This is a genomic window from Streptococcus sp. CSL10205-OR2 (assembly GCF_025660655.1).
Classification (GTDB): Bacteria; Bacillota; Bacilli; order Lactobacillales; family Streptococcaceae; genus Streptococcus.
Genome location: NZ_JAOTIN010000002.1, coordinates 57,225 through 73,890, shown reverse-complemented (window position 1 = coordinate 73,890; position 16,666 = coordinate 57,225). Strand labels below are relative to the sequence as shown.

Below are 16,666 nucleotides of genomic sequence, written 5' to 3'. Positions count from 1 at the left end.
TATTATAACAAAATATTTTAGTTTAAACGATAGTAAAAAATAAAGTTTACATAAACATAATTATGTAAACTTAGTTTCTTTATTTAATTTTTTCTTCTTCGTAATCACAATTTTCATTACTACAAACAACTTGTTTGCCACCGCCTCTGATTTTCTTTTCAACCAGATAATCACCTGATTTAGGGCAATTTCTACCAATTGGTAAGTTCCACGAAGTGAATTCACACTCAGGGTAGCGACTGCAACCGTAGAAAATACGATTACGTTTTGTTTTTCTTTCAATGACTTGACCTTGATGACAAAGTGGACAAGTGACTCCGATTTCCTTTGTGAAAGGTTTTGTGTTGCGACAATCTGGGAAGTTGCTACATGCATAAAACTTGCCATATTTACCAAGCTTAATCACCATTTCATGACCACAAACATCACAGAGAAAACCAGCAGGTTCATCTTTAATTTGAATTTTTTCAATTTCTTTTTCTGCTTTGGCGAGTTCTTTTTCAAAAGGTTTGTAAAAACTATCGATAACTTTCTGCCATTGTTCCTTACCAATTTCGATTTGATCGAGTTTTTCTTCCATTTCAGCTGTAAAAGTCACATCAACAATATCTGGGAAGAATTCGACGATTAATCGATTAACAATTTCACCAAGTTCTGTCGGTTCAAATCGTTTGGCAGAGAGTTTAACATAGTAACGCTTCTGAATGGTTTCTAGTGTTGGCGCATAGGTAGATGGTCTACCAACGCCGTTTTCTTCTAGGGTTTTAATCAAGGTTGCCTCAGAAAATCTTGCTGGTGGTTGCGTGAAATGTTGTTCAGGGTTAACTGAAACTTTTTTGACGACATCTTTTTCAGCCATTTCTGGAAGCATTTTGCTTTTATCAGAATCATTATAGACCGCTAAGTAACCATCAAATTTAACTTGGCTACCATTTGCAACAAACATAACGCCATTTTGTGAAAGACTGACTTTTACAGTGTCAAAGACAGCCGGTTTCATTTGACTAGCAACAAAACGATTCCAAATGAGAGTATAAAGTTTTAATTGGTCTTTGTCTAAGTATTTTGCAATACTTTCTGGTGTGTGTGTGACACTTGATGGACGAATAGCTTCATGGGCATCTTGAGCACTGCTGGCATTTTTTACTTTTTGGCTATGTTTAGAATATTGACTACCAAAACGTTCTGTAATTAATTTAGCCGCTTCTGCTTGTGCAACTGGACTAATACGTGTTGAATCGGTACGCATATAAGTGATTAACCCTTGATGACCAGCAGGACCAAGACTAAGACCTTCATAAAGCTGTTGTGCTACCATCATTGTTTTACGCGTTCTAAAGTTAATCTTGTTGGCTGCATCTTGTTGAAGAGATGAGGTTGTATAAGGCAAAGGAGCATTTCTTCTTCTCTCTTTTTTCTCAACTTTATCAACAATAAAGTCATTACCTTTAAGGCGTTTTAAGACTTCTTTGACAGTATCATTATCTTTAAGTTTTAATTTATCGGCATCAAGTCCATAAAAATTGGCTTGAAACTTTTTAGTTCCTTTTTTAAAGACACCATCAATGGTCCAGTACTCTTCAGGAATAAATGCTTTTATTTCATTTTCACGATCAATAATCAGTTTTAAAGCGATGGACTGAACACGTCCTGCCGACAATCCTTTTTTGACTTTTTTCCAAAGAATTGGAGAAATAGAGTAACCAACAATACGGTCAAGAACTCTTCTGGCTTGTTGTGCATCAACCAAGTCCATATCAATTTCTCTAGGCTCAATGAAAGCATTTTTAACAGCCTCTTTGGTCACTTCGTTAAAGACGACGCGATTTTTATCGCCTTCTTTTAAGTCGAGAATATGGGCTAAATGCCAAGAGATAGCTTCTCCCTCACGGTCTGGGTCGCTTGCAAGATAGACTTTTTTGGCATTTTTAGCTTCTTTTTTGAGAGAATTGATTAAGGGACCTTTTCCGCGAATATTAATGTATTGTGGTTCATAGTTGTTATCAAAGTCGATTGACATGCTTGATTTCTTCAAATCACGAATGTGTCCGACACTGGCTACCACTTTATATTGTCGTCCAAGGTACTTTTCAATGGTTTTTGCTTTAGCAGGGGATTCGACAATGACTAAATTCTTTTTAGCCGTTGTTTTTTTCTTTCCTGTTTTCTTTTTTGTTTTTAATGTTGTAGGCATACTAGACTTCCTTATTTTTTATCAGCAACTAGCATGATAACCCTTTTTTTAGCACCTGTCAACAAAAAAAGTTTTTCTATAGGAAAACAGCTTTTAATTTTGATACTCTAAAATCACATCTAAGCCTGATGTAATGCATTTTGCGCCTTCTTTTATTAGTCTATGACAACCTTCAGATTTACCATCCAAAATATTACCTGGTACAGCAAATACATCACGTCCTTCTTCCATTGCTCTTTCGCAAGTAATGAGACTGCCAGAACGTAATTTCGCCTCGATAACGATGACTCCTTGACTAAGTCCTGCAATAATTCTATTTCGTTTTGGGAAATGATAACGCAAAGGTTGGGTTTTTGGTTCATATTCAGAAATAATTAAATGATTTTTAGCAAGATACTCTTGTAACAACTCATTTTCCTTTGGATAATAGACATCCAAACCTGTCCCTATAACGGCTATTGTTTTTCCACCATTTTTTAATATTGACAAATGAGCAGCCGTGTCAATCCCTTTAGCTAGTCCGCTAACAATGACAAAGCGATTACCAAGTTCAGAAATAATTTTTCTAACAATCTTAATTCCTTTTTGACTAGCCATCCTAGCGCCTACTACTGCTATTTTTGGGTGAGAAAGTAATTCTATGTTTCCTTGATAAAATAATAAAACAGGGGGATTGTGGCTATTTTTTAGAGCTTCTGGATAGTGGTCATCAAGAATTGATAATGTTGGAAATTGATAGAAGGATTTTTTTAATTTTTGATGGTCAAGTGCCTTATAAGCTTGTATAAACTGACTTGGTATTTTGACACCTGAGATCACTGCTATATTTTTTAGTGATAATTTCTCGTCGTGTTTTTTTCGATAATCAAGTAGATTTAACAAGTGTTGATTTGTTAGTCCGGCTTTTTTCAATTTAAATAGTTCAAAATTATTCATATTCACCTCTCAACTGACTATTCGAAAAAACCAGCCAAAAAGACTGGTTTTAAAATGATTTATTAAGCATTGATTTAATAGGTTCAAATGTTTGACGATGAATAGGTGTTATGCCATAAGCTTTTAAGGCATCCAGATGTTTTTTGGTACCATAGCCCGAATTGTTATTAAAATCATATAGAGGGTACTGACTGTGATAGTCATTCATTAATTGATCTCTTGTTACCTTGGCAACAATTGAGGCTGCTGCAATCGATAAACTTTTGCTGTCACCTTTGATAATTGCTTCTTGTGGGATATCACAATCAAGGGTCATAGCATCAATTAGAAGAAAATCAGGAGTGATCTCTAGTTTTGAAACAGCGTCAAGCATGGCTAACTTACTAGCTTGGTAAATATTGATATCGTCAATAGCTTTGTTATCAATAATTCCAATTCCAATAGCCAAAGCAGTTTCCATCACTTTCTGATAAATAGAATGGTGTTTCTTTTTAGGGATTTTTTTACTGTCATTTAATCCTGGTATTAAAGTGTTTTCAGGTAAAATAACAGCTGCTGCAACAACTGGGCCAGCTAAGGGACCACGCCCTACTTCATCAATACCACAAATAAGAGAAAACCCTTTTTGATAGAGATCTCTTTCATAAGAAAGCATCTGTTCAAGCCGTTTTAATTCATTTTTTTGTTGTTTTATTTCTTTTTTTCGCTTCTTGAGAAGGTTTTGGACACCAATTCGCTCATCATCTAGAAATTGTTGGAAGGTTGGGTCATCAATGCTATTAACGTTTGCTAAAAGTGTTTTAATTTTCTTAATTGTTAGCATCGATTTCCTCAATTCTATCAAGAGTAAACGTTCCCAAACGGCCGTCTCTGACTTCTTTAACAAATAGGCTATAAAATCTATCGTAGTCCTCGCGATAGCCAAGTTTTTTTGTCATTGTCATAATGATGTCTGGTGCTTCATCTTCTAATGAAATGCCCTTGAAGCGTTCTTTCAAGCGTTCAGGATAATATGTTTTAAAAAAATCAAGTCCAAAAATAGTAACATCGTCCATGGGCAATAAGGTGTCTTTTATAGCTCCGGTTAATGCTAATTTAAGACCAATCAAGTGGTCTTCAAATTTTGGCCATAAAATACCAGGAGTGTCTAAAATTTCTAACTCTTTATTTGATTTCAACCATTGTTGTCCCTTGGTAACACCAGGTTTGTTACCTACAACTGCTATTTTTTTCCCAGCTAAACGATTCATTAAAGTTGATTTTCCAGCATTTGGAATTCCAACAATCATTGTTCTTAAGGTTTCTTTTTGAATGCCTCGTTCTTTTAAACGATTGATTTTATCTGCCATTAGTTTTTTAGCAGCTTCAGTTACTTTTTTAACGGTGGCTTGCTCTTTAGAATTAATAGCTAAGGTTGTGATACCTTGTTTTTCAAAATAATGTCGCCATTCTTTAGTTATGACTGGATCAGCTAAATCAGCTTTATTTAAAATTAATAGTTTTGGCTTATCACTAATAATTTTTGATAACATAGGGTTTTGACTGGAAAAAGGCAGCCTAGCATCGACTAAAATTGTTACAAAATCGACAAATTTAATATTTTCTTGCACTTGTCTCCTAGCTTTTGACATATGGCCAGGAAACCATTGAATAGTTGCCATAAAAATTTTTTCCTTTCACTTTTACGAGACGTTTACCTATTTATTTTATCATAATTTATCCCGTAAACTACAACTAAAGAAAAATCATTAGAATTTTCTAATGATTTTTAATATGTTATTTTGTTGTGCTAAAACTATCTAAAATTGGTGCCCAATAGGTATCAACAAATTCTTCTGATCCTTCTATCGCAAAATAATAAATTTTTCCATCATGTTCAAAAAGATTCACTGACAAGACTTCACCAGTTTTATAAGTCGCAAGGTCTTGATAGACTTTATCTTGAAATTCGTTATAATAAAATAATTCGATATCTTCTAAGTTATTGTCTTCTTGTAGGTAACTAGCTATATTGTCAGCCGCCACTTGTGCTGTAAGAGCTTCTTGCTCTTCTTTTGAAAGACTTGAAGTGTCAATGACATTTAAAGTGATAATATTTTTAGTGGTGATATCAGAATACTGAATATCATCACTTTCAGGGTGATCAATATCGGTAAAATCAAAAAAGTCCTCAGGAATATCATAATAACCAACTCGGTCATCTCCACCTTTTTGTGTTAATTTAAGATCTTTCTTTGTTATTTTTTCAGAAATATTGCTTGAATTATCCTCTTCTTTTTTAGAGGTTATTTTTTCGGAAATATCAGATTTAGATGAGTCTGAATTATTTGAACAACCAATTAATCCTAAAAGACCAATGGCAACAAAACCAGTTATTAAAAATTTTTTCATTGTAAACCCTTTCTTTGTTTAAAAATAGTATAAGAATGACTATATAAAAATATCATTGTTATACTTATTTCCATTGTAACGTAAAAAACCTTGTCTGGCAAGGTTTTTTATTATTATAATATTTGTTCAAATCTGAGGTGTACATTGATATGATCTTCGTAACCATTTCGTTCAAGGTCACGCTGTAAACGATAGGCAATATAGCGTTCAGCAATCTTAATGTAACCCGCTTCAATTAAGCGATTTTCAACTAAAGATTGTATCATATTGATGGTAGGACGTTCTACTTGTGCTTCTTCTAAGTCTATCACGACTTTTTTAGTCACTTGAGCCAGTTTTTGTCGTAACTCTTCATCCAAAGCATAAACCGTTTGTGCTGCTTTTAAAATTGCTTGGTAAATCTTATCTGGGTTAAAATCAGTGACTTGGCCGTTGCGTTTGATAATTTGCATAGAAACCTCTTTTCTATTCATAAGGAAGGGTATTTGTTATTAATATTATCTAGGTCTTAAGTGATTTTGTCAAGCTTTATTATTTCTTTTATGATAAATAAATGTATTTTAAAGATTAATGAGAAAGAATAATTTATTAATAAAGAGTTGTGTTATTTCTATTATATCAAAAAGATGGCTCAGCCATCTTTACTAAATTAATTCAAATAAGAGTTCTTTTGTTGGGTGAACAAGTCCTTGTTCATGTAAACTCTCAGCAATTTGTACAGAATTCCATGCGGCACCTTTTAAGAGGTTATCAGAAACCACCCACATGTGAATACCGTTTTCAATGTCAAGGTCACGTCGAATACGCCCAACAAATGTTTCTGTTTTATCAACAGCATTAATGGCTTGAGGATAAATTTGTTCTGCCGGATTATCTTCTAAAACAGTACCAGGAAATTCTGAAATGGCTTTTTTAACAGCTTCAATATCTGCTACTTCTTTTGTTTCAATATAAACTGACTCCGAGTGAGCTGTCAAAACAGGAACACGAACACAGGTTGCTGATACTTTAATGGCATCATCTTCCATGATTTTCTTTGTTTCCTTAGTCATTTTCATCTCTTCATAAGTATAGTCATTGTCAGTGAAGAGATCAATTTGTGGCAGGGCATTAAAAGCAATTGGATAGTGTTTCTTATCACCACCTGATGGTAGGATATTTGCTTCTACTTCAGTTACGGCTGTCCCTTCATTAATCACGTCACTAATTTGCTTTTTAGCCTCTTCAACTGCTTGTGCCCCAGCACCTGATACAGCTTGATAGGTTGAAACGATAATACGCTCAAGTCCCCATTCTTGTCTAATGGGTTCTAATGCCATCATCATTTGAATCGTTGAACAGTTAGGACAAGCAATAATGCCATGATGGTCGTTAAGGGCATGTGCATTAACCTCAGGGACAATTAAAGGAACGTCAGGATTTTGACGATAATGAGAAGTGTTATCAATCACAACTGCTCCAGCTTTAACCGCATAAGGTGCGAATTTTGCAGAGGTTTTACCACCGGCAGAGAAAAGGGCAATATCAACACCTTCAAACGAGTTTTCAGTTGTTTCTTCAACAGAAATGGATTGCTCCTTAAATAAAAAAGTTTTTCCAACAGAACGCTTTGATGCTAATAATCTTAAATTTTTCACAGGTAAACTTGATTTTTCAAGCATTTTAATCATTTGTTGTCCTACAGCACCTGTAGCACCGACAATTGCAACATTGTAAGTCATATTATTCCTCGTTCATTTCTTTTTAGATATTATTGTTCTATCATACTATTTTTTTACGATTTTGAATAGTTATAATGATGATTTTTAATAAAAAAATCCCTCTCCAAACGGAAAGGGATTAAGGGCACTTTATCAGTGTGAAAAGACGGTTCACACATCTTTTCAAAGTCCGCTACTGCGTTAATGACTTCCCTGCGCAAAAATGGTTTCGAAAAACCATTATCGACTCATCGCATAAATTGATTATACCTTAAATGTGTTACTGTGTAAAGAAAGCTGTTTATAAAAGTGGTGCAATTAATCTTATAATAAAACCAGCGGCTCTTACAAAAATATTTTCACTATTTAAGGATTCAATTGTTACTTTCTTACTTTTGCTGAGTGTTTTTTGAAAATCATCTTCAATAGCACTAATACTTTTCGTTTGATACATGTAGGTGGCGCATTCAAAATGATGATAAAGGCTTCGATAATCCAGATTAATGGTTCCTACTACTGCTTTATTATCATCACTAACAAAGTTTTTAGCATGTACAAAACCTGGCGTAAACTGGTAAATTTTAACACCAGAATCAATCAAAGATGGAAAATAACGTTTGGCTAGGATATAGGGTATTTTTTTGTCAGGAATGCCTGGAACAATAATTTTGACATCAACGCCTCGTTCTGCAGCAAATTTTAAGGCGTGTTCTAGTTCACTATCAAGAATAAGATAGGGAGTCATGATATGAACATATTCATTGGCATTATTTAAAATATCAATATAAACATTTTCACCAACTTTTTCGTTATCGAGTGGCGAATCTGCATAAGGAATCACAAAACCTTGGTGACAGTCATCATTAATTCTATTAGGTAATAAATAGTTCTTAATGTCATCGGTTTTATCGTATGTTGCCCACATTTGTAAAAACATTAAAGTGTAAGAACTGACAGCTTCACCCTTGACCATGATTGCTGAGTCTTTCCAGTAACCATATTTATTGACAAGATTGATATATTCGTCAGCAAGATTAACCCCACCATTAAAAGCCACTTTGTTATCAATCACTAAAATTTTACGATGATCTCTATAATTGTAGTAGGTTGATAAAAATGGTGACATTGGTGCAAATGCACGCGCTTTAATACCAATTTTTTCTAATCTATTCTTATAATCAGGTGATAGGGTCGAATATTCAATCATTCCATCATACATGACTCTAACTTCAACACCTTCTTTGACTTTTTCTTCGAGGATAGCTAAAATTTCACCCCACATGGTCCCTTCATCAATGATGAAATATTCCAAGAAGATAAAGTTTTTTGCCTTTTGTAATTCTTCTTTTAAGGCAATAAATTTTTTCATTCCACTAGGAAAATAAGTGATGTCAGGATTTTTATAAATGGGATAACCACCACGTCTGTTAAGATATTTAGCCAGATTGTAGGTAATGAGATGCTCTTTTTTTAATTCAGTCAAAATATCTGATTTTTGATGAAAATAGGGAGAAACTTCTAAAATCGATTCTTTAATGCGTTTTTTAAGTTCCCGATAACCCAAATCATTTTTTGTATAGATAAGAAACATGGTTCCTGGTATTGGAAATGGAAAAATGACCAAAAGCCAAGTGATAATAGAAGTTGTGTCCATCTTGCTATTGACAAGAAAAATAACAGATCCTGCAATGACAATCGCTTCAATAATTTTTAGAGGAACACGAAAATCTTCTAGCTTGAGAAAAAAGAAATTGATCAGAATAATTTGTAGGATGATGAGGACAAGAAAGAGCGTTAAGCGACTAAAAACCCCTCTTAAAATACCTCTTTTACTTTTATCAAGTAATTTAACGACAGTATTTTTTTGACCGCTCATTATTTATCCCCCTCTTTTACTTCAACTATTTAAAAAACGTCTAAAATAAGCCTAGTGCAACGCCATCATCAGTAACATCCATATTTAAAGCAGCCGGCTGTTTAGGTAATCCAGGCATGGTTAAAACATCTCCTGTTAATGCAACAATAAATCCTGCGCCGATTTTAGGAACGAATTCTCTAATGGTTATTTCAAAGTCTATTGGTGCACCAAGAAGACTTGGATTGTCAGAGAAACTATATTGTGTTTTTGCCATACAGATTGGTAAGTTATTCCAACCATTTTGTTTGAGTTCATTTATCTGGGTTTTAGCCTTGGCTGAAAAAGTGACTGACTTGCCACCGTAAATATTAGTGACAATCTTAGTTACTTTTTCTTCAATAGTGTCAGAAATGTCATAAAGCTCTTGATATTGACTAGGCTGTTTGTCAATTAAATTAACAACAGTATTGGCTAAAGCAACTCCTCCTTTTCCACCATCAGCCCATACTGTTGCTAACTCAACAGGGACATCAATCTTTTGGCAGAGGTTTTTTAATGTTTCAATTTCTTTTTCGGTATCTGACACAAAACGGTTAATGGCCACAGTAACTGGCACACCGTATTGACGCATATTATTAACATGACGCTCTAAGTTAGCAAAACCTTGAGTAAGGGCTTCGATATTTTCTTTTTCTAAGTCTGTTTTTGGTACCCCTCCATGCATTTTCAAGGCACGAAGTGTGGCAACTACAACAATAGCATCTGGTGTTTTAGGCAGTTGTGGCACTTTGATATCTAGGAATTTTTCGGCCCCGAGGTCAGCTCCAAATCCTGCTTCTGTAACGGTATAATCCGCTAAACGAAGTGCTGTTGAGGTTGCTAAAACAGAGTTACAACCATGTGCAATGTTGGCAAAAGGACCACCATGAACAAAGGCTGGTGTACCATAAATGGTTTGTACGAGATTTGGTTTTAAAGCGTCTTTTAGGATTAGAGTCAAGGCACCTTCTGCTTTTAAATCACTAACTGAAACTGGTGTTTTGTCTGATTTGTAGCCAATCACAATTCTACCCAATCTTGCTTTTAAATCAGAAAGGTCAGTTGCCAAACATAAAATGGCCATAATTTCACTGGCTACAGTAATGTCAAAACCATCTTCTCTTGGAACTCCGTTAAATGGGCTTCCAAGACCAACAATGACTTTTCTAAGCGCACGATCATTTAAGTCAACAACACGTTTCCAAAGAAGGCGACGTTGGTCGATACCAAGTTCATTACCTTGTTGCAGGTGATTGTCGATTAAAGAGGATAGAGCATTGTTAGCTGTAGTGATAGCATGCATGTCTCCAGTAAAATGCAGATTGATATCTTCCATTGGAAGAACTTGTGCATAACCTCCACCTGTTGCACCACCTTTAACTCCCATAACTGGACCCATTGATGGTTCACGTAGCGCAATCATTGTTTTCTTACCAATTTGGCTAAGAGCGTCTGCTAGACCAATAGTAATCGTTGATTTTCCTTCTCCTGCTGGAGTAGGATTGATAGCAGTGACTAAAATAAGTTTTCCTAGTGGATTTGATTTAACGGCATTAATTTTATCAAAAGATAATTTTGCCTTATAATTACCATAAAGTTCAACATCATCAGGTGAGATATTAACTTTATTGATAATATCAACAATAGGTTTTAAGGGGGTGCTTTGAGCGATTTGGATATCAGTTTGCATAGAAGGCTCCTCTTTTATTTTATATTATTAGTATACCAAAACCCCTACAAAAATACATGTTTTTATTTAAAATAAGCTATTACTCATCTTGATTTTTTAAAATATATTGAAATGTCAGTAACAAATCTTTTACCTAATGCCTTTTTTTGTGTAAAATACTCTTATGAGAATTTTAGTTACTTCTGGTGGAACCAGCGAAAAAATTGATAATGTGCGTAGTATTACAAACCACGCAACAGGAACCTTAGGTAAAATCATTACTGAGGAATTGTTAAGTAAAGGTGAGTCAGTTACTCTAGTGACGACAAAATCTAGTGTAAAACCTAGCTCACATCCGCATTTAAGTATTGTTGAAATAAATGATGTCGCAAATCTTATTGAAACTGTTGAACCTCTTGTGAAGACACACGATGTCTTGATTCATAGTATGGCAGTTTCAGATTATACACCTGTTTTTATGACTGACTTTGAAACAGTTAAAAATGCTGAACAGTTAGAACTCTTTTTAGAACAAAAAAATACGGAAACTAAGATTTCTTCAGATAGTGACTATCAAGTGTTATTTTTAAAGAAAACACCAAAGGTGATTAGTTTAGTCAAGCAATGGAATCCTTCTATTCGCTTAATTGGCTTTAAATTATTAGTTAATGTCTCAAAAGATGAATTGATAGAAACCGCTAAAAAAAGCTTGGTGACAAACCAAGCTGACTATATTCTAGCCAATGATTTACGTGAAATCACTTCTCTTACTCATCATGCCTACCTAGTATCAGAAACAGAAATATATGAAGCTGATACAAAAAAAGAAATCTCTCAATTAATTTATGAAAGGGTGATAAAAAATGCCTAACGGTCTTTATCCAACAATTACATTAGCAGTTACTGGTAGTATTTCAGCCTATAAAGCTGCTGATTTAGTCAGTACACTTAAAAAACGTGGTTACAATATTCAAGTCTTAATGACTGAAAAAGCGACTCATTTTATTACACCATTAACTTTACAAGTCCTGTCTGGTAATCCTGTTCATTTAGATATCATGGCTGAAGATGATCCAAGATTTGTCAATCACATTCAATTGGGGAAACAAACTGATTTATTGCTTGTTGCACCTGCTAGTGCTAATACGATTGCAAAATTAGCTAATGGCTTGGCTGATAATATTGTAACTGGAACCATACTTGCTCTTCCTTTAAATGTTCCAAGATTATTTGCCCCTGCTATGAATACAAAAATGTATGAACATCCTGTCACTCAGAAAAATTTAAAAACGCTAAAAGAATTTGGTTTTCAAGAAATCCCACCTAAATCATCACTACTAGCTTGTGGTGATGTCGGAAAAGGTGCTTTAGCTGATATAGATACTATTATTACAAAAGTAGAGGAGTATTTTAATGAGAAATAAAAACCAATCACAATCTATCGCAACCATTGCTATCTTTTTTGCTGTTATGCTTGTGATTCATTTATTGAGTTCTTTTATTTTTAACTGGTTGCCACTTCCCATTAAGCCAACACTGGTTCATATTCCAGTGATTATCGCTTCCATTATTTATGGTCCCAAAACTGGTGGGATATTGGGTGGTCTAATGGGGCTTATGAGTGTGATAACTAATACAATTATTATATTACCCACAAGCTACTTATTTTCACCCTTTGTACCAAATGGTAATTTTTCTTCACTAGTAATCGCCATTCTACCTCGTGTTTTAATTGGTATTTTTCCATATTTCATTTATAAGTTTATGAAAGGTAGAGCTGGTTTACTCGTTGCTGGTGGTATCGGTTCATTAACAAATACAATTTTTGTTCTAACTGGCATTTTTCTTTTATTTGCATCGGTTTATGATGGTAATATTCAAAAATTACTCGCAACTGTTATTTCAAGCAATTCTATCGCTGAATTAATTATTGCTTCATTCATGACAAGTATCATTGTACCAAGGATAGAAAAAATCTAAAAATTATCACGGGCAACCGTGATTTTTAGTTTTAAACATGATATAATTAAGGCGCTTAAGTTATTTAGAAAGAGGAAAAATTTATGACCTATACTGATAATTTTAACAAATGGCTAAATGAACCAAATCTTCCAAAGTATTTACACGATGAATTGCTTTCAATGGATGAAAAAACAAAGGAAGATGCTTTTTATACTAATCTTGAATTTGGAACAGCTGGTATGAGAGCTCTCATTGGTGCTGGTACTAACCGTATTAATATCTTTGTTGTTCGTCAAGCAACTGAAGGACTGGCTCAACTCATTGAAGAAAAGGGACTAGATGCCAAAAAACGTGGTGTGGCTATTGCTTATGATTCTAGACACTTTTCTCCCGAATTCGCAAAAGATGCAGCCAGTGTTTTGGCACATCATGGTATCAAATCTTACCTTTTTGAAAGCCTTCGTCCAACACCAGAATTGTCTTTTGCAGTTCGTCATTTAAATGCCTTTGCAGGAATTATGATTACAGCAAGCCACAACCCAGCTCCTTTTAATGGTTATAAGGTATACGGGGAAGATGGCGGGCAAATGCCACCAGCTGATGCGGATGCTTTAACAAACTTTATTCGTGCTATTGACAATCCTTTTAAAATTGCTATAGCTGATTTTGAAGCTCAAAAAAACAGCGGACTCATTCAAATCATCGCTGAGGATGTTGATAGTGAATACCTTAAAGAAGTTAAATCAGTGACTATTAATCAAAAACTCATTGATGACTATGGCAAAGACATGAAAATTGTCTATACGCCACTTCATGGTACTGGTGAAATGCTTGCACGTCGTGCTTTAGCACAAGCTGGTTTTGAATCCGTTGCAGTTGTTGAAAGTCAAGCAACTGCTGATCCTGAATTTTCAACTGTCAAATCACCAAATCCTGAAAGCCAAGCTGCATTTGCTCTTGCTGAGGAACTTGGTCGTGATATTGGTGCAGATGTTTTGATTGCAACCGATCCAGATGCCGATCGTCTAGGTGTTGAAATTCGTTTAGCTGATGGCAGTTATCAAAACTTATCTGGTAATCAAATTGGTGCTATTATGGCAAAATATATTCTAGAAGCACATAAACAAGCTGGTACTTTACCTGCTAATGCTGCTCTTGCTAAATCAATTGTTTCCACTGAATTGGTAACTAAAATTGCTGAAAGCTACAATGCGACTATGTTTAATGTGTTAACTGGCTTTAAGTTTATTGCTGAAAAAATCCAAGAGTTTGAAGATTTCGGCAAATTTACGTATATGTTTGGTTTTGAAGAAAGTTTTGGTTACCTTGTCAAACCATTTGTACGTGATAAAGATGCCATCCAAGCAGTTTTATTGATTGCAGAAATTGCTGCTTATTATCGTTCAAGAGGCTTAACACTTTCAGATGGTATTGCTGAAATCTATCAAGAATATGGCTACTTCTCAGAAAAAACAATTTCAATGGAACTTTCTGGTGTGGATGGCACTAGTCAAATTAAGGCGATTATGAGTAAGTTCCGTGATAAGGCACCAAGTAGCTTTAATCAAACTACAATTGTAAAAGTGGAAGATTTCAAAAAACAAACAGCTACTGATAGTGAAGGTAACGTAACTTCTCTTTCTACACCTCCAAGTGATGTTTTAAAATACACTCTGGCAGATGATTCTTGGTTTGCCGTTAGACCTTCTGGTACAGAACCAAAAATCAAATTCTATGTTGCTACTGTTGGCGATACTCTTGAAGACTCTCTGGCAAAAATTGATGCCATTGAAGCTGAGATTAAAGCCTTTATCAACTAAATTAAAAATAAACTATCATTTTCATTGTTGATGAAAGAATTCTATACTATTTTTATTCTTTTATCTAGCTTATTAATAACGAAAACAGACCAGGACATCATGTCCTAGTCTGTTTTAATTTAATTGATAAAGTCTACAAATTTAATAAGATAAAGGTTCATTTGTACCTGTTTAGCGTAATAACTGTTGCCACCATTTCGGTAAAGTTTACCACCACCATAAAACAATGAAACTAGTGTAAAATAGTCATACGTTTCTTTTGTATCATTTCCTAAACTAGGTGCAACGACATCTCTTGAGTATATCTTAGCAAGCTCAATCGTATTAACGCCACCATTTTTAGCAATATATGAGATATAAGATTGCCCAAAATTATAGGCCTGGACAGCAGTCCACACATCAACATCAGATTTTTTAGCTTCTATCAAGTTTTCTGACAAAACCAAAACACCTTGTCTGATGCTCTCTTTGTTATCGGTGATTGTTCCAACCTCTCCTGTAGAGCTTTCACTGGATTGCATCACATCACCTTCACGACCTTTGGTTTCAGTGTAAATCATTGCCAAAATGAGGTCTTCATTTGCAGGCGTATCATTTTCAGCTAAAACTTCTCTTACCATTGTTCGATAAGACAAAACAGTTTTAACATTACGAAAAACGGTTATGGAATGGTAGCCAATAAAAAGACACAAAAGAATGATGACAATCGTTCTTATTTTTTTAATCATCGTTTATTCTATCTTTCTTTAATGCTCATAAGATTAATCAAGCGACATTCCATTTTGAAGGTGAAATACTATAAGAAAATGATTAGCTATATAGTGCTACAGTTTTCTTTTTAATTAGTATAAAGGAAAAGCATCCGTCAAAGCTTTAATTTCAGCTTTAACGTCATTTAAAACAGACTGATTATCATGATTTTCTAACACTTTAATCATCATTTCAGCAATTTTAATGCTTTCTTTTTCACCCATACCACGACTAGTAATGGCTGGTGTACCAACTCTTATACCAGATGTTTTAAAGGGTGATAGTGTTTCAAAAGGAATTGAATTTTTGTTGAGAGTAATATTAACTTCTTCTAGTACGTTTTGGGCTAGTTTTCCGTTTTCAATTACTTTAGTGACATCAACTAAGAAAAGATGGTTATCAGTGCCACCTGAAATGACACGGAAATTGTCATTTTTTGCGAAAACATCAGCCATCGCTTTTGCATTTGCCACAACATTTTTAATATAGGTTTTAAATTCAGGATCAAGTGCCTCTTTAAAAGCAACTGCTTTTGCAGCAATGACGTGTTCTAACGGTCCACCTTGAAGACCAGGGAAAATGGCTGAATTAATTTTTTTAGCGATTGCTTCATCATTAGTTAAAATCAAACCACCACGTGGGCCCCTAAGAGTTTTATGGGTTGTTGATGTAACAACATGAGCATAAGGCATTGGATTAGGATGATATCCTGCTGCTACTAATCCGGCAATATGAGCCATATCAACAACAAGATAAGCATTAACACTATCAGCAATTTCACGGAATTTTTTAAAATCTAAAGTTCTTGAATAAGCTGATGCTCCAGCAACAATCAATTTTGGTTGGTGTTCAGTAGCTAGTTTTTGTAACTCTTCATAGTCAATCATTTCGGTTTCAGGGTTAAGCGTGTAAGGAACAAAATGATAGGTTTTTCCAGAGAAGCTTACTGAAGCCCCATGAGTTAAATGTCCACCAGCAGCTAAATCCATTCCAAGAACAGTATCTCCTGGTTCAATTAAAGCCATATAAGCACCTGCATTGGCTTGGCTACCTGAGTGGGGTTGAACATTGGCAAATGAAGCTCCAAATAGTTTTTTGGCGCGTTCAATCGCTAAGTTTTCAATGATATCAACAACATCAGTACCACCATAGTAACGTTTGTCAGGATAACCTTCAGCATATTTATTGGTTAAAATAGTGCCTTGTGCTGCCATGACTGCTTTTGAAACAACATTTTCAGAAGCAATCAGTTCAATATTGTTTTGCTGGCGTTCCTCTTCTTTAACAACGGCATCCCAGACCTCAGGGTCGAAGGCTTTGTAATCTTCTTTATCAAAAATCATAACT

General features: G+C 34.7%; 15 protein-coding genes. 4 read left to right on the top strand and 11 right to left on the bottom strand.

Features of this window, described 5'->3' with window-relative positions; all coding sequences use genetic code 11:
* Nucleotides 1-79: 79 nt before the first annotated feature.
* From topA to N7659_RS01620, 9 genes are all read right to left on the bottom strand, one after another.
* Entirely contained in the window at nucleotides 80-2,194 is a 2,115-nt protein-coding gene (gene topA / locus N7659_RS01660; protein WP_263275509.1) for a type I DNA topoisomerase, read from the bottom strand.
* A gap of 93 nt (nucleotides 2,195-2,287) precedes the next feature.
* The gene (dprA, locus tag N7659_RS01655; protein ID WP_263275508.1) at nucleotides 2,288-3,130 is read right to left on the bottom strand and encodes a DNA-processing protein DprA; all 843 of its coding nucleotides are present in this window, start codon (nucleotides 3,128-3,130) and stop codon (nucleotides 2,288-2,290) included.
* Between the two features lie 49 nt (nucleotides 3,131-3,179).
* Nucleotides 3,180-3,953 carry a ribonuclease HII gene (locus N7659_RS01650; protein ID WP_263275507.1) on the bottom strand — a complete coding sequence of 258 codons (774 nt, stop codon included), beginning with the start codon at nucleotides 3,951-3,953 and terminating at the stop codon, nucleotides 3,180-3,182.
* Nucleotides 3,940-4,791 (bottom strand): ribosome biogenesis GTPase YlqF, encoded by an 852-nt coding sequence (gene ylqF / locus N7659_RS01645; RefSeq protein ID WP_263275506.1) that lies wholly within the window; start codon nucleotides 4,789-4,791, stop codon nucleotides 3,940-3,942. The genes N7659_RS01650 and ylqF overlap by 14 nt, the downstream gene beginning before the upstream one ends.
* A 115-nt stretch (nucleotides 4,792-4,906) precedes the next feature.
* The gene (locus tag N7659_RS01640; RefSeq protein WP_263275505.1) at nucleotides 4,907-5,521 is read right to left on the bottom strand and encodes a hypothetical protein; all 615 of its coding nucleotides are present in this window, start codon (nucleotides 5,519-5,521) and stop codon (nucleotides 4,907-4,909) included.
* A gap of 113 nt (nucleotides 5,522-5,634) precedes the next feature.
* Nucleotides 5,635-5,973, bottom strand: a complete 339-nt coding sequence (locus tag N7659_RS01635; protein ID WP_263275504.1) for an ATP cone domain-containing protein — start codon at nucleotides 5,971-5,973, stop codon at nucleotides 5,635-5,637.
* A gap of 192 nt (nucleotides 5,974-6,165) precedes the next feature.
* Nucleotides 6,166-7,242, bottom strand: coding sequence for an aspartate-semialdehyde dehydrogenase (locus tag N7659_RS01630; RefSeq protein ID WP_263275503.1), 1,077 nt, complete (start codon nucleotides 7,240-7,242; stop codon nucleotides 6,166-6,168).
* 280 nt (nucleotides 7,243-7,522) lie between these two features.
* On the bottom strand, nucleotides 7,523-9,097 hold the full coding sequence (gene cls / locus N7659_RS01625; protein ID WP_263275502.1) for a cardiolipin synthase: 1,575 nt from the start codon (nucleotides 9,095-9,097) through the stop codon (nucleotides 7,523-7,525).
* A gap of 40 nt (nucleotides 9,098-9,137) precedes the next feature.
* Nucleotides 9,138-10,808: a formate--tetrahydrofolate ligase gene (locus N7659_RS01620; RefSeq protein ID WP_263275501.1), complete on the bottom strand. Its 1,671-nt coding sequence runs from the start codon at nucleotides 10,806-10,808 to the stop codon at nucleotides 9,138-9,140.
* A 163-nt stretch (nucleotides 10,809-10,971) separates the two neighbouring features.
* Between N7659_RS01620 and N7659_RS01615 the strand changes: the two genes are divergently transcribed.
* The 4 genes from N7659_RS01615 (at nucleotide 10,972) to N7659_RS01600 (ending at nucleotide 14,569) form a co-directional block, all read left to right on the top strand.
* Nucleotides 10,972-11,658, top strand: coding sequence for a phosphopantothenate--cysteine ligase (locus N7659_RS01615; protein WP_263275500.1), 687 nt, complete (start codon nucleotides 10,972-10,974; stop codon nucleotides 11,656-11,658).
* The gene (gene coaC / locus N7659_RS01610; RefSeq protein WP_263275499.1) at nucleotides 11,651-12,211 is read left to right on the top strand and encodes a phosphopantothenoylcysteine decarboxylase; all 561 of its coding nucleotides are present in this window, start codon (nucleotides 11,651-11,653) and stop codon (nucleotides 12,209-12,211) included. The genes N7659_RS01615 and coaC overlap by 8 nt, the downstream gene beginning before the upstream one ends.
* Nucleotides 12,201-12,767: an ECF transporter S component gene (locus N7659_RS01605; RefSeq protein WP_263275498.1), complete on the top strand. Its 567-nt coding sequence runs from the start codon at nucleotides 12,201-12,203 to the stop codon at nucleotides 12,765-12,767. Before coaC ends, N7659_RS01605 begins: the two co-directional genes overlap by 11 nt.
* 83 nt (nucleotides 12,768-12,850) lie before the next feature.
* Nucleotides 12,851-14,569, top strand: a complete 1,719-nt coding sequence (locus N7659_RS01600) for a phospho-sugar mutase (protein ID WP_263275497.1) — start codon at nucleotides 12,851-12,853, stop codon at nucleotides 14,567-14,569.
* 119 nt (nucleotides 14,570-14,688) lie between these two features.
* On the opposite strand, the gene N7659_RS01595 is transcribed toward N7659_RS01600, so the two are convergent.
* Together N7659_RS01595 and glyA are read right to left on the bottom strand one after the other, a co-directional pair.
* Nucleotides 14,689-15,297 (bottom strand): lysozyme family protein, encoded by a 609-nt coding sequence (locus tag N7659_RS01595; RefSeq protein WP_263275496.1) that lies wholly within the window; start codon nucleotides 15,295-15,297, stop codon nucleotides 14,689-14,691.
* Between the two features lie 114 nt (nucleotides 15,298-15,411).
* On the bottom strand, nucleotides 15,412-16,662 hold the full coding sequence (gene glyA / locus N7659_RS01590; RefSeq protein WP_263275495.1) for a serine hydroxymethyltransferase: 1,251 nt from the start codon (nucleotides 16,660-16,662) through the stop codon (nucleotides 15,412-15,414).
* Nucleotides 16,663-16,666: the final 4 nt, after the last annotated feature.